The organism is Gordonia liuliyuniae (assembly GCF_021739025.1).
GTDB classification, from domain to species: domain Bacteria; phylum Actinomycetota; class Actinomycetes; order Mycobacteriales; family Mycobacteriaceae; genus Gordonia; species Gordonia liuliyuniae.
In genome coordinates this window covers 292,543-307,065 of record NZ_JAKKOT010000003.1, presented here as the reverse complement: position 1 = coordinate 307,065, position 14,523 = coordinate 292,543, and the positions used below count along the sequence as shown (strand labels likewise).

The window sequence follows — 14,523 nt, the reverse complement described above, 5'->3', positions numbered from 1 at the left end:
GTCAGTTCTCCACCGGAAGTCCGAGGTCACGGGCGATGGACACCCGCAACAGGTCGTTGGTGCCCGCATAGATGGATGCCGCGATCGCACTCGTCATGTTGATTCCGTATCCCGAGTCGGCGATCACCGAGCGTGCGCCGAACAGCGGCGCGGCAGCCGTCTCGAACGCGAGCAGGTCCTGCGCGCAGGAGATCTTGACCTGTGCCGCGTCCGTCGACAGTGCGCTCAGCGGGGTGGAACCCTCGTCGATGCGGCGAGCCATGTCGTACACGAGGGCGCGGACGCGGTAGCGGATGGTCGCGAGGTCCGAGACGCGCGACGCGACGAGCGGGTTCGAGCCGAGACTCCGGCCGAACTGTTCCCGATCACGCAGCCACCCGACGACCCGTTCGATCGTGGCGTGCAGGCCGCCGAGTGCGTAACTCATCAGCAATGCGCGCTCCCACGTCGTCGTGCTCGACAGGAAGGCGAGCCCTGATCCTTCCGCAGCCACCAGGTCAGCATCGGCCACGGCGACCCCGTCGAAGTCGACGGCACCCATCGGCACTTCGGTGAGCGCGACCTTGGCGAACGGCTCGGAACGGACGACGCCCGCTCGACTCGCGGGGATCAGGAACGCGCTCAGCGCGAACGGGTGACGCGCCTCGTCGGTGCGCGCGAACGTCAGGATCAGATCTGCTTCGGGCGCGGCGGTCACATACGCCTTGCGGCCGTCGAGCCGGTACCCGCTGTCGGTGACGGTGGCCGCGGTCCGCATGGACAGCGGGTCGGAGCCGCCGGTCTCTTCGGTGAGCGCGTGGCACAGGACGAGCGAGCCGTCGATGAGACCGTCGACGTAGGGAGCGAGCGGGTTGCGCGCCGAGGACGCCAGCGGCCACTGGATGCCGAAGATCTGCGAGGTGAACGCATAGCAGAGGCCTGCGGGAACGCCTGCGCGGCCGAGCCCTTCGATCACCGCGACCGCGTTGGTGACGACGCCGTCGCCGGTCGCACCGCGCAGCGAGTCGGCCATGACAGCCGAGACCGACGGGAGGGCCAGCAGGGCGCGCCACGCGTCCCGGAAGCTCATGTCGGCCAAGGCCGCGGCGATGTCGGCGGCCTCCGCCTCTACAGCTGCAGGTACATCGGCTGGGGGCACAGCGGCTGGGGGCACAGCGGCTAGACGGGGCACCGCCGTCATCAGACGCGCTCCGCGAGCACGGCGGTCACCGCGGTGTGCAGCGTGGTCGGCGTGCGGAAGTTGCGGGCGACGACCATGTCTTCGGGAAGTTTCCGACCGAGCCGCTTCTCGAGTTCGGCGACGATGTTCACGAGGGTGAGCGAGTCGAGCATGCCGGTGATCAGCATCTGCGTGTCCGCATCGATCGGCTCGGCCTTGCCGTGCCTGCGGACGATCGCCTCCGACACCACCTCGCACACGTCGTCGATGGCGAGCTGTCCGAGATCGTCCTGCGTCATGAGTGTGTCTCCTGCTGGTTGGTGAGCATGTCCGCTGCGAGTTCTTCCAAGCGGGGCCGGTCGACCTTGCCGCGACGGTTCGTCGGCAATGGGGAGTGCGCGACGACCCGGTCGGGCTGCGAATAGGTCGGCAGCCGTTCTCGCAGAGCGTGTTCGACGGTGTCGAGCACGGTGGTCGGCGACGTCGCTTCGACGTCGACGAAGAGGGTGATGTGTTGGTCGGCGCCGGTGGCGACGGCGGCCGCCCCGTGTGTGGCACCGGCTTCGGCGGCGATCGCCTCGATCCCGGACAGGTCGATGCGATAGCCGCGACGTTTGATCTGGCGGTCGACGCGACCGACGAGGACTAGGCGGCCGTCGTCGTCGCGGTACGCGCGGTCGCCGGTCCGGTAGGCGCGTCTGCGCTTCCCGTCGCCGAAGACGACGTCGACGGCGGGGTCGAAGACAACTCCGTCGACGACGTAGCCGGTCAGCAACGTGGGACCGGCGACGACGAGCTCGGCGTCGACGATCTCGACGAGCACCCCGTCGACGGCCTCGCCGATGGGCACCGGCGTCCCGGGCCGCCACTGCCGGGCGTCTTGCGCGGTGCACACGTTGGTCTCGGTTGGCCCGTACCAGTTGAGCACTCGGGCGTCGGGGAATGCGGCGAGAAGGTCGGTCAGCGCGGCCACCGGATACGGTTCGCCCGCGAACATGATGGTCGCCAGCGCGGGCAGTGTCGCCGACCGTCCGCCTGCCGCGACGATCCCCTTCATCAGGGTCGGGACCGCGTAGACGGCGGTGATCCGTTGTTCGGCGAGCCAGTCGACGGTGTCGGCCGGGAACGGCTTCAACCAGTCCGGGAGGATGACGGCCGTCGCTCCGGCGACCGCCGTGGCGAAGACGTCGAACGTGCTGAGGTCGAAGGTCAGGGCGGCCTGGGCAGCCACCCGGTCCTCGACGGTCAGGCCGGCGGATCGGGCGGCCCACCGCGCGAAGTGCGCGACGGCCTCACCCGAGAGGAGCACCCCCTTCGGGACGCCGGTGCTGCCCGACGTAAACAGCAGGTAGCCGCCCTCGAGGCGGGACGGCGTCGCGTCGCCGGCGACCACGGCGAGCCCCTCCCCGACGTCGACGGACGACGGTTCGCCGCTGCGCACCAGCAGATGGGAGATGCCCGCCTGCTCCAGGAGCGCGCGGACGCGTTCGGACGGATCGGTGACGTCCAGGGGTGCGACGACGGCTCCGGTGGCGATGACGGCGTGGATCGCGATGAGCGCGGAAGGCGAACGCGGCACGTGAACGGCGACGGCACGGCCGGGGCCGATACCCGCTTCACGGAGGCGCCCGGCGAGATCGGCGACCCGTGTCCCCAGTTCACGGTAGGTGATGCGCTCCGCTTCGGTGGCGATCGCGCAGCGTTCGGGATGGTCGGCCACGGCGGCGTCGAGGATCGTCGCGAGTTCGCTGACCGTCGAAGAAGTCGAGAGGGTGTCCATGTGCGTCTCAGCCGAGCAGGGTGCGGAGCGCGTTCTTGTCCATCTTGCCGAGCGGCGTCAACGGCATCTCGTCGATGATCCGCACGACGTCGGGCGCCTTATAGGCGGACAGGCCGACCGACTCGGTGAACGTCTGGAGGTCCCGACGCGTCAGCTCGGGGGCGCCGTCGTCGATGACGACGAAGGCCACCGACCGCTCGCCGAGCGTCTCGTCGGGTTCGCCGAGGATCGCCAGCGCTCGGATGTCGGGGTGTTCGAGCAGCGCGCCCTCGACCTCGGTCGCGGCGATCTTCTCGCCGCCGCGGTTGATCTGATCCTTGATGCGGCCGGAGACGATGAGGTGTCCGCTGTCGAGTCGGCGGACGAGGTCCCCGGTGCAGTAGAAGCCGTCGGCGGTGATCGCCTTCGCCGTCTGTTCCGGAGCGTCGAAGTAGCCGCGCAACGTGTATGGGCCGCGGACGGTCAGCTCGCCGATCTCGCCGTTCGGGACCACGACGCCCTCGGCGTCGATCACGCGGATCTCGTCGTACTCGGAGACCGGGACGCCCTGGGTGGTGGCGAGCAGTTCCGGGTCGTCGTCGAGGTGGGTCGCACAGAACAGCCCCTCGGACATGCCGAGGATCTGCTGAAGTGTCGCATCGAACTCGTCGATGATGCGGCGGGCCTCGTAGTCGGCCAGACGTGCCGAACCGATCTCGATGATCTTCAGGGAGCTGAGGTCGTTCTCGGTCCACTCCCGCTCGTCGAGCCACATCGGCGCGAGCTGCGGGTTGATCGCGGTCATGGTGACCTTCTCGCGTTCGATCAGCTCGAAGCACATCGCCGGGTCCTGGTTCGGTGCGAGGACCACGGTGCCGCCGACGCGGAACGTCGACAGGATGCCCGGGCAGTTCCAGGTGTAGTTGAACGCGATCGGCAGGATCGCGAGGTACACGCTGTCGGCGTCGAGACGGCTCCGGTCGCCCGCGACGCGCGAGTTGTACGCGTAGTCGTCGTGCGTTCGCCCGATGAGCTTGGGCATGCCCGTCGTCCCGCCGGACAGCAGGAGCAGGGCGATGTCCGACGGGTCCGCCGGGTCGCCCAGCCCACCGTCGTTGAGGCCCCCGTCGTTGAGCCCCATGTCGTTGAGCCCCCTGTCGTCGTCGACGTACAGCGAGTCGAAGGCACGGAAGCGGTCGTCGGCGGCGTGGTCGCCGAGCTCACCGGCGATGATCACTGAGGTCATGGACTCCACTTCGTCGGCCACCTGGCTCGCGAGCGCACGGTGGTCGAAGCGGGCGAGCTCGTCGGTGGTGATGTACGCGACGGCCCGAGTCGCGCCTGCGAGGTAGCTGACCTCGAGGTGGCGGTGTCCGGGCTGGGTGTGGACCGGCACCGCGCCGAGACGCTGCAACGCGAACCAGCCGATGACGAACTCGGCCGAGTTCGGCAACTGCAGGAGCACGGCGTCGCCCCGGCCGACGCCGATGTTCCGGAGGCCGTGCGCGAGACACGTCGCACGCGTCGCGAGGTCGCGGTAGGTGAACCGGCGGTCGCCGTCGACCACCGCCGTCGACGCCCCGTAGAGGTCGGCCCACTCGTCGAGGCGAGTGCTGAAGGTCTTGCCTTCCCACAGTCCGAGATCGCGGTAGCGCTGGGCGAAGTCAGCTGGCCAGTCCGGAATCAGGCTCCGGATCGTAGCGGTCTGCGCGTGATCGTCGACAGTGGTCATCGGTCAGCCTTTCTGCGTGAGAGGGAGCGTGAAGTCGGGTTGCCACCCAGCCCGACCCCGAATGAGGCTAGCCTAAACTTAGCATCTTGATCGAAGTCAGGTTAGGGTGGCCTCATGGGTAAAGGTTTCAGCGGGCTCGTCTTGAAAGCGATGGGCGGCAGCGACTACGTCCTGACCGTGACATCCACGCAGAAGATCACGGACGAGTACGTGCGTCTGGGCTTCACCGGCGGCGGACTGCTGGCCGACCATCCGATCCATCCGACCCAGTGGGTCCGACTCTGGATCCCGGACGGCGACGACGTCGCGCAGCGCGGCTACACCCTGTGCGACCCGAATGCCGACGCCGACACCTTCGACATGGAGTTCGCGATCCACAACGGCCCGGCGGCCCGGTGGGCGCTCGCCGCGGAGCCCGGCGACGAGATCGCCGCGACCGTGATGGGATCCAAGTTCGAGATTCCCGCCGTCACGCCGAGCGAGTACCTGATCTTCGGCGACACCGCGTCGCTCCCCGCGATCAATTCGCTGCTCGACGCGATCGGCGGCGTACCCGCGCGCGTCTGGATCGAATGGCAGTACCCGTCCGACCAGAGCCTCCCGCTCCGCGCGACCCCGACGACCGACGTCACCTGGGTCGAGCGCGTCAACGACGGCCAACTCCTGCGCGAAGCCGCCGACCAGCTCACCCCGGCCCCCGGCGCCTTCGCGTGGGTCGCCTGCGATGCGATGACCACCCGGTCGGTGACCAAGTCTCTCCGCGGCCACGGCATCGACAAGGCCTCGATCAAGGGCCGCGCCTACTGGAAGTAGGCGCGACAGCGAGGCGCCAGCCGCGGGCACGGTCGCGCTGGGCGACGAAGTCGGCGTAACGCCCCTCCCGGGACGCGAGTTCGGCATGCGTTCCGCGGTCGACCACTGTGCCGTCGTCGACCACCACGATCTGGTCGGCATGCGCGACCGTCGACAACTTGTGGGCCACCACCACGACCGTCTTGCCCTGCGTCAACTCGCGCAGGCCGTGCACCACCACCGCCTCGTTGTGCGGATCCAACGCACTCGTCGCCTCGTCGAGCAGCACGATCGGCGCGTCCTTGAGGAGCGCTCGCGCTATCGACACCCGCTGGCGTTCACCACCGGACAGGTTCGCGCCGCGCTCACCGACCATCGTGGCCCACCCCTGCGGCAGCCGTTCGACGATCTCGTCGACGGCGGCGACCCGCGCAGCCCGGCGGACGTCCTCGTCGGACGCGTCCGGCCGACCGATCCGAATGTTCTCCTCGATAGTCTGATTGAAGAGGTAGACGTCTTGGAAGACCGGCGACACCTGCGCCATCAGATCCTCCAACGACATGTCGGCGACGTCGACGCCACCGATCCGGACCGCTCCCCCGTCCACCGGGTAGAACCGAGCCGCGAGCCGCAGCAATGTCGTCTTGCCCGATCCGCTCGGCCCGACGATCGCCGTCGTCGTACCCGCGGGAACCGTGAACGAGACGTCGCGCGCCACCCGGACGCCGGGCTGATACCCGAACGAGACGCCGTCGAACGAGAGCGAGTTTTCGGCCGGCACCGCACTCTGCGCCGGGTCTCGGAGTTCGGGCGCGGCCAACAGATCGTGGACGCGGTCGACCGCCGCGCTCGCCCGGCGCGTGGACGTCGACACCTGCGCGAGCGCAGACACCGGATCGATGAACCGCGACGCCACCACGATCAAGCCGACCGCCGTCGCGGCGGCGAAGTCGCCGTCGGTCGCCCACACCGCGACCGCGTACACGAGCGCGACGAACACGATCTGCACGATGATCGCGAAAGCCGCCAGCCCGGGCACGCTCGCCGCGATCAATCCGCCCGACGCACGACGATGCCGGGCCAGCGCCGACTCCAACGCACGGTTACGCTCGCCGACCGCGCCGAACGCGCGCAGGACCGGCTGGGCGGTGGTGAACTCGAGGACACGAGCGTCCACCTCGGCGGCACTCGCGTGCAGCCGGTCGTCGGCGCTCCGGTACGAGCGGCCCGCCAGTGTGTCGACCGCAGCCATGACGGGCAGCGACACGAGCATGATGACTCCGAGCCGCCAGTCGATGAACAGGACGCCGATCCCGATGCCGATCGGGACGACGACGCCGGTCACCATCACTGCGAGCAGATGGGCGAAGAACTCGACGATCTCGCGGACGTCCGCCACCACCGTGCGGGTGATCGACGCGGTGGTGCGGCCGGAGAACCAGCCGAGCGGCAAGGCCGCAAGATGATCGCCGAGACGATGCGAGACACCGCGGAGCATGCCGACGCCCAGTTTCAATCCGAGCAGCGACTGGAAGTAGCCTGCGACCGCCGCGACGACGACCACGCCGGCCATCACGGCGAGCCACACCCCGGCCGCACCGGTGTCACCGTCGAACAGCGACTCGAGCAGCGGGATGAGCAGGACGAAGGCCGCGGCCTGCGCGACGCCGTAGATCAGCGTCGCCACCAGGTGAAACGGAATCAGATGCTGCCGGTCGGCCGGGACCAGCGCGAAAGCTCTGCGGATCATCGGGTGACCTCCTGCTCGTCGGCGAGAGTCGCCATCGCGTTCTCATTGGACTGCCATAGTCGTCGGTACAGGCCACCGGAAGCCACCAGCGCGTCGTGGACGCCGCGTTCGACGACCGCTCCGGCGTCGAGCACCACGATCTGGTCGACGTCGGTGATGGTGTGCAGACGGTGCGCGATCACCAGGACCGTGCGGTCGGCGATCGCCGACGCGAGTGCGTCCTGCACGGCGGCCTCCGACTCGGGGTCGGCGAAAGCGGTCGCCTCGTCGAGCACCAGGACCCGGCTGTCCGCGAGCAGCGTGCGCGCGATGGACAGGCGTTGCGCCTCGCCGCCGGAGAAGTTCACGTCGGAGCCGATCACCGAGTCGTAGCCGCGCGGGAGTTCGACGATCCGATCGTGGATCTGCGCGAGCCGCGCCGCATCCTCGAGGTCGGCGGGGCTCGCGTCCGGTCGCGCCAGACGGAGATTGTCGGCGACGGTGCCCGCGATCAGGTGCACGTCCTGGAAGACGAATCCGACGATCGAGTACAGGTCGGCGAGCGGCATGGCCGCGATGTCGCGGCCGTCGATCGTGATCGTGCCCGCGTCGACGTCGTGGAACCGCGCGAGAAGACGCGCGAGCGTCGTCTTGCCGGAACCGCTCGGGCCGACGAGCGCGGTGACGGTGCCCGGTTCGAGCGTCAGATCGATGCCGTGGAGCACCGGGGTGTCGACGCGGTATCCGAACGTGACGTCGTGGAAGCGAACAGCCCCGGCGACGTCGTCGACATCGGAGCTCGCCGCGGTCTGCGCGAGTTCGGGCAGTGCTTCGAGCTCGGTGATCCGGCGCGCGGCGGCCGCCCCTTGGCGGAGCGACTGCCCGGCGTACGCGAAGCCGAGGAAGCCTGCCCCCAGTCCGACGCCGACGAGCAGGAACGGAATGAGGTCGAGCGGGTCGATCCAGTCGAGGGCGGTCATGCCGACGGCGGCGGCGGTCACGACGAGCGTCGAGAAGACGGGTGCCAACAGCATGTCGGCCATCGCCTGGAGCCGGGTCATCGGTGTCTTCCACGCGTCGAGCGCGTCGGCGTAACCGTCGACGGCTGCGGAGAACGCCGCGGACGCCTTGCGCGTCTGACCGAACGCGCGGATGACGGCGATGCCGTCGACGAACTCGACCGCCGTGCTGTCGACGGCGCGCTGACCGGCGGTGAAACCGCCGAGCAGTCGGGTGAACTCCGGACTGGTCATGGCCTTCAGTGCGAACGCATAGCCGATCACCGGGATCAGCGTGACGAGCGCCAGCCGCCAGTCGGCGACGAACAGGTAGACGAGGATGACCAGTGGCGTCACCATCGCATTCACGTATTCCAGCCGGACGTGGGCGATCAGATAGTGCAGCGCTTCGACGTCGTCGGACAGCAGCCGTTTGACGTCGCCGGACGTCCGGGCGCTGAACCACCCCAGGGGCAGCCTGCTCGCCTTCGCCGCGAGACGACGGCGCAGCGTGAGCTGGAAGCCCGCGTCGACACGGTGCGTCCAGACGAGTCCGATGATCTGCAGGAGCCCGCGGAGGACGGCGACCGCGAAGGCGGCGACGACGAGAGCGGTGACGGTCCCGGTGTCGGTGTCGTCGCGCAGGAGTTGCCTGCAGACCTCGACGACGAGAATGAACGGCACCACCGAGGCGACGGCCGACATCGCGACGAGGATCGAGGCGAGTGAGATCGCCGAGCTGACCGGGGCCAGCAGATCCTTGGCCGCGATCTTGTCTCGTTTGGCCTGGGCGCGCAGGGCGACGTGGTCGGGAACCCGCGCGCCGGACGCGCTCGTCAGATTCCAGCCGTCGCCCTGTTCGACGGTCTCGGCCATCTCAAGTCTCCTGTCGGTCACGAGGTGTGCGATACCGCGAACCGGTGATGTTCGCGCACCCTCTGACCGTATAGGGAGATGCATCCGTTAGCCTAACCTAAGTGATGTAGCCTAACCTAAGTAATCGCCCGATACCGTGCTCCCAACGTGCATTCCACGCACGCCCCGGAGGCGGTTCCTCTACCGAAGTGGGGCCGATGAGTTCTTCTCCCGTGTCGATCCGGCACCTGTCGTCCACCAGGATCGACGCCGATCGCGATGCGCCGCTCGTGCACACCTGGCTGACCCATCCGAAGTCGAAGTACTGGGACATGCTGTCGTCGTCTGTCGACGAGGTCCACGCCTTTCTCGATGAGACGATGCGCGCAGCCGACGGCACCGACTACGGTCTGCGCATCGGTCGCACCGACGGCCGCGACGAGTTCATGTTCGAGCTGTACGACCCGTTGACCAGCGAACTCGCCGATCCCGACACCGGGTACGTGCACGCCGACGGCGATATCGGCATGCACCTGCTGGTGGCGCCCGCCGACCGACCGATATCCGGATTCACCGGCGAAGTGATGCTGCACATCATGCGCACCGCCTTCTTCGACGTCGGCGCTGCGCGCGTCGTCGTCGAGCCGGACGAGCGCAACGTCGACGTGCAGGCGCTCAACGCCGCCGTCGGATTCGAGGTGGCGGGCGACTACCCGGTGGGGAACAAGACCGGCCGCCTGAGCTACTGCACACGTGCGGACTTCGCCCGCGTCACCGACAACGGCACGAGGCTCGACATCGGCAAACGGGCGGCCGTCCGATGAGTGCTTCTCCCGACACCGGCGTCGCCGCGCGCTCACTGCGCGAGGTCTACGACCGCCGGATCGCGACCAAGGTGATCGCCGAGTTCTGTCATGAACGCGCTCTCGCGCCGTTGGAGACGAACCCCGGCCAGTTCATCCTCTTCTCCGATGACCGCCGGACCGAGTACGCGTTCACCGCCGACCTCCTGTCGCTCGACAGCTGGGCCGTCGACGAGACGTCGGTGCGTCGCACCCGCGCCGGGCGCGACCTGCCGGTGAGCTCGGTCGAACTGGTCGTCGATCTGCACGAACAACTCGGCATCACCAGTGAGAAGCTGCCCGAATATCTCGAAGAACTCGGGCACACGGTCGCGATCGGCGCGGACCGGTCCGACGACCGACGCATCAGCGCCGCCGACCTCGCCGCAGCCGACTTCCAGACCATCGAACGCACGATGACCGAAGGCCACCCGTGCTTCGTCGCCAACGCGGGCCGACTCGGCTTCAGCGCGCACGACGTGGTGGCGTACGCCCCCGAATCGGGCGGTCGCTACCACCTCATCTGGGTCGCCGCGCTCCGCGACGACTGCGACTTCGCGTCGATGAGCGACATCTCCTACGACGACCTGCTCCGTCACGAACTCGGCGGCGAGACCCTCGAGAAGTTCTCCGACGTCCTGCTGTTCCACGGACTCGATCCGAACGACTACACCTATCTGCCGGTGCACCCGTGGCAGTGGACGGAGAAGGCCGCGCGCCTGTACGCGGACGACATCGCACGGCAGCGGCTGGTGATCCTCGGGCCGTCGCCGGACCGATACCAGCCGCAGCAGTCGATCCGAACCCAGTTCAACGCGTCGACCCCCACGCGCCACTACGTGAAGACGGCGCTGTCGATCGTCAACATGGGATTCACTCGCGGCATGTCGGCCGACTACATGCGCACCACCCCGCTCATCAACGACTGGGTCCGCACCCGTGTCGGCGACGACCAGTACCTGCGCGCGCTCGGCTTCGAGATGCTGTACGAGGTGGCGGCGGTCGGCTACCGCAACCGGACGTTCACCGCGATCACCGAGCCGGGTTCGGAGTACCGCAAGGTGTTGTCGGCACTGTGGCGCCAGAGCCCGGTCCCCCGCGTCACCGACGACGAGCAGCTCGCCACGATGGCCGCCCTGCTGCACATCGACCATCTCGGCGCACCGCTGGTCGGCGCGTTCATCGACCGGTCCGGGCTGGCCGCCGACGAGTGGCTCGCCCGATACCTGCGCACCTACCTGCACCCGATCGCGTATCTGCTCTACCGGTACGAGCTCAAATTCTCTCCGCACGGCGAGAACCTGATCCTCGTCCTGCGCGACGGCGTACCGATCCGCGCGATCCTCAAGGACATCGGCGAGGAGGTCTGCATCTTCGACGAGCCCGCCGACCTCCCCGAGTCGTGCCGACGCGCGCTGACCGTCGAACCCGACGCCATCAGAAACCTCGGCGTCCTCTCCGACGTGTTCGACGACTTCCTGCGGCCGCTCGCCGCGATCATGCACCGCCACGGGCTACTCGACGATGCGCGGTTCTGGGCAGTGGTCGCCGACAGCGTGCGTGCATTCGTCGCCGACCATCCCGACCTGTCCGATCGCTTCGCGGCGTGGGACCTGTTCGCGCCGACGTTCCCCGCCGTCCACCTGAACGGACTGCAGCTCGGGGACAACCGTCGGATGGTGAACGCGGGCGACTCGTACGGCTCCATCCTCGACGCCGACCACCGACTGACCAACCCGATCGCCGATCCGCTCGCCGATCCACTCGCCGATCCTCAAGGGGCTCACCGTGCCTGATGACTTCAACCGTTTCGCGACGCCAGGCGTCGGATGGTCGGACGTCGGTGCGTCCCTGACCCGGATGGCGACGGCCGTCGCCGGACGCCACCACGGATCGCCCCTCCCCTACGGCGCGCCGGGCGACATGCTCGGCGCCGTCGCAGCGGTGCTCGGTCCTCAGCGCCTCCCCGACGACGGCATCGGCGAGGACGACGCGCTGACGAGAGTCGCCGAGCTCGTCGCCGTCTACGGCCTGGATCTGACGCACCGGCTCACCGCCGCGCACCTGCAACCGCCACCGTTGACGGTGTCGGTCGCGGCAGACGCGCTCGCGAGCGCCACGAACGCGTCGCTCGACACCTACGACTCCGGCCCCGCGACTCTTGCGATCGAGAAGTGGACGATCGCGGCGCTCGCCCGCCTCGCCGGGTTCGGCCCCTCCGCGGGCGGCGTCTTCGGGCCGGGCGGATCGTTCTCGAACCTTCTCGCCATGCTGATCGCCCGTGACCACGCCGCCGCCAGACTCCGTATCGACACCAGGCATCACGGTGTCGCCGGGCTGACGCGTCCGGTGGTGTTCTGCTCGCGGATCGCGCACTTCTCGATCAACCGCGCGTGCGCCACCCTCGGTCTCGGTGAGGCCGCCGTCGTCGCCGTCGACGTCGACGAGGACCATCGGATGATCCCCGCCGCGCTCGACGCCGCGCTCGCCTCCACCGACGGGACGCCGGTCGCGATCGTCGCGACGGCTGGCACGACTGACTTCGGGACCGTCGACCCGCTTCCGGAGATCGCCGACATCGCCGCGCGGCACGACGTGTGGTTGCACGTCGACGCCGCCTACGGATTCGGGTCGTTGTTCTCCGACCGCCTCGCGCACCTCGTGCACGGCATCGACCGGGCCGACTCGGTGACCCTCGACCTGCACAAGATCGGCTGGCAGCCCGCGGCGGCGAGCCTGCTGCTCCTGCGCGACGAGAATCTCTTCGCGGCCCTCAACCGGAACGTCGCATACCTCAACCCGGAGGACGACGAGGACGCCGGCTTCGGCGGTCTCCTCGGCCACACCCTCCAGACCACGCGCCGACCCGACGTCCTGAAAGTCTTGACCACGTTCCTGGCCTACGGACGTTCGGGGCTCGGCGAGATGCTCGAGGCATGCCACGACGTCGCCCGGCACGCCCAAGCCCGCATCGTCGCCGAACCGCAGCTCGAACTGGTCGCGTCGGTCACCTTGACGACGGTCGTGTTCCGGTACCGCTGCCAGGACCTCGACGCGGTGAACGCCGAACTCCGGCGCCGCCTGATCAGCTCGGGGACCGCGTTGATCGGTCGGACCCGCGTGCAGATCGCCGGTGACGCCGAGCCGTCGACGTGCCTCAAACTCACCCTGCTCAACCCGACGGCCACCGGGACGGACATCGACGAGCTCTTCGACGAGCTCCTGCGCCACGCTCTCGAAGTGGAGTCGGAGAGCACGATCGACGGGCCCGGGTACGCGACCACAGAGAAGGTGCGCGCACATGAGTGACCCCACCCCCGTCGATGTTCTGCCCGTCGACGTTCTAGCCGTCGACGTGCTGGCCGTCGGCTGCGGCCCGTTCAACCTCGGTCTGGCCGCGATGGCCGCCACCGCCGACGACGTCGACGTCCTCGTCGTCGATTCGGTCGACGAGTTCCGCTGGCATCCCGGTCTCCTGTTCGAGGAGGCCACCCTGCAGGTCAGCTTCCTGTCCGACCTGGTGACCCTCGTCGACCCGACACATCCGATGTCGTTCCTGGCATACCTCGCCGACGTCGACCGGCTGTACCCGTTCCTCGTGCGCGAACAGTTCTTCCCGACCCGCCGGGAGTACGAGGCGTACCTGTTGTGGGTCGTCGGCAAGCTCGACTCGCTCCGGTTCGGCACCACGGTGGACGAAGTCCGCTGGGACGACGACGCGCACCGTTTCGACGTGCTCGTCACCTCGGGCGGGGCACAGTCGGTGATCCACGCCGGCCACGTGGTCGTCGGCGTCGGAACCGAGCCGTCGGTCCCCGCCGCGATGGACTCGGATGCGGCGGGCGTGCTGCACAGCAGCGAGTACCTGTACCGGCGAGACGACGCGCACGCCGCGGACGCGGTGACCGTGATCGGCTCCGGCCAGTCCGGCGCCGAGATCGTCGTCGACCTGCTCGAAGCGAACCTCGACGGAGGGCCTGCGGTCACGTGGTGGACACGCACGCCGTGGTTCGCGCCGCTCGACTTCACCAAACTGTCGTTGGAGATGACGACGCCCGCGTACATGGACTACTTCCACTCCCTGCCCGAGGCGACGCGCGATCGCGTGCGCGACGGCCACTGGCAGTTCCACAAGGGCATCTCCACCGACACCCTCGACCGGATCCACGACCTGCTGTATCGGCGTCAGTTGCACGACGGGCTCGCTCCGGTCGAACTCCGCAACGGTGTCGTGGTCGAAGGACTCGACAGCCGCGGCGGACGCTTCACGGTCCGCGGCCGGCACCTCGACTCCGGTGACGCGCTCGCCCACGACGCCGACCTCGTCGTCACGGCCACCGGCTACCGCGAACGGGCACAACCGTTTCTGGCACCGATCGAATCCCGGCTGCACCGTGATTCGCAGGGGCGCCGGGAGATCGCGGCGAACCATTCGGTCGTCGCCGACGGCCCCCTCGGTGACCGCGTGTTCGTCGTGAACGCCGAGATGCACGCCCACGGCGTCTCCGCACCGAATCTGGACATCGGCGCCGTCCGCAACGCTCGCATCCTCAACACCGTCGCCCGCCGCGAGGTGTACCGGCTGCCCCAGAAGACGGCGTTCACGAGTTTCGCCGCCACCCAGACCTGACGGCTTCCGCCGCGTGAGCGGGGCCGG

At 68.8% G+C, this 14,523-nt stretch carries 11 protein-coding genes; 5 read left to right on the top strand and 6 right to left on the bottom strand.

Going from position 1 to position 14,523, the window contains the following annotated elements; translation table 11 throughout:
* Position 1: 1 nt before the first annotated feature.
* From L5G28_RS06245 to L5G28_RS06230, 4 genes are read right to left on the bottom strand one after another with little or no spacing between them, the layout of a single operon-like run.
* On the bottom strand, positions 2–1,180 hold the full coding sequence (locus L5G28_RS06245; protein WP_237000776.1) for an acyl-CoA dehydrogenase family protein: 1,179 nt from the start codon (positions 1,178–1,180) through the stop codon (positions 2–4).
* Entirely contained in the window at positions 1,180–1,458 is a 279-nt protein-coding gene (locus tag L5G28_RS06240) for an acyl carrier protein (RefSeq protein ID WP_236996155.1), read from the bottom strand. The genes L5G28_RS06245 and L5G28_RS06240 overlap by 1 nt, the downstream gene beginning before the upstream one ends.
* Complete coding sequence (locus L5G28_RS06235; RefSeq protein ID WP_237000775.1) at positions 1,455–2,939, bottom strand: AMP-binding protein; 1,485 nt, start codon at positions 2,937–2,939, stop codon at positions 1,455–1,457. Before L5G28_RS06235 ends, L5G28_RS06240 begins: the two co-directional genes overlap by 4 nt.
* Positions 2,940–2,946: 7 nt before the next feature.
* A complete protein-coding gene (locus L5G28_RS06230; protein ID WP_237000774.1) occupies positions 2,947–4,650 on the bottom strand; it encodes a (2,3-dihydroxybenzoyl)adenylate synthase in 1,704 nt (567 codons plus the stop codon).
* Between the two features lie 114 nt (positions 4,651–4,764).
* On the opposite strand from L5G28_RS06230, the gene L5G28_RS06225 reads away from it, so the two are divergent.
* Complete coding sequence (locus L5G28_RS06225) at positions 4,765–5,463, top strand: siderophore-interacting protein (RefSeq protein WP_237000773.1); 699 nt, start codon at positions 4,765–4,767, stop codon at positions 5,461–5,463.
* Here L5G28_RS06225 and L5G28_RS06220 read toward each other — a convergent pair.
* Complete coding sequence (locus L5G28_RS06220) at positions 5,438–7,192, bottom strand: ABC transporter ATP-binding protein (protein WP_237000772.1); 1,755 nt, start codon at positions 7,190–7,192, stop codon at positions 5,438–5,440. The two genes, L5G28_RS06225 and L5G28_RS06220, sit on opposite strands and share 26 nt — an antisense overlap.
* Positions 7,189–9,045 carry an ABC transporter ATP-binding protein gene (locus tag L5G28_RS06215; RefSeq protein ID WP_237000771.1) on the bottom strand — a complete coding sequence of 619 codons (1,857 nt, stop codon included), beginning with the start codon at positions 9,043–9,045 and terminating at the stop codon, positions 7,189–7,191. Before L5G28_RS06215 ends, L5G28_RS06220 begins: the two co-directional genes overlap by 4 nt.
* A gap of 197 nt (positions 9,046–9,242) precedes the next feature.
* Between L5G28_RS06215 and L5G28_RS06210 the strand changes: the two genes are divergently transcribed.
* From L5G28_RS06210 to L5G28_RS06195, 4 genes are read left to right on the top strand one after another with little or no spacing between them, the layout of a single operon-like run.
* Positions 9,243–9,848 (top strand): GNAT family N-acetyltransferase, encoded by a 606-nt coding sequence (locus L5G28_RS06210; protein WP_237000770.1) that lies wholly within the window; start codon positions 9,243–9,245, stop codon positions 9,846–9,848.
* Positions 9,845–11,662: an IucA/IucC family protein gene (locus tag L5G28_RS06205; protein WP_237000769.1), complete on the top strand. Its 1,818-nt coding sequence runs from the start codon at positions 9,845–9,847 to the stop codon at positions 11,660–11,662. Before L5G28_RS06210 ends, L5G28_RS06205 begins: the two co-directional genes overlap by 4 nt.
* Positions 11,655–13,175, top strand: a complete 1,521-nt coding sequence (locus L5G28_RS06200; RefSeq protein ID WP_237000768.1) for a pyridoxal phosphate-dependent decarboxylase family protein — start codon at positions 11,655–11,657, stop codon at positions 13,173–13,175. The genes L5G28_RS06205 and L5G28_RS06200 overlap by 8 nt, the downstream gene beginning before the upstream one ends.
* On the top strand, positions 13,168–14,496 hold the full coding sequence (locus L5G28_RS06195; protein ID WP_237000767.1) for a lysine N(6)-hydroxylase/L-ornithine N(5)-oxygenase family protein: 1,329 nt from the start codon (positions 13,168–13,170) through the stop codon (positions 14,494–14,496). Before L5G28_RS06200 ends, L5G28_RS06195 begins: the two co-directional genes overlap by 8 nt.
* The last annotated feature ends 27 nt before the right edge of the window (positions 14,497–14,523 follow it).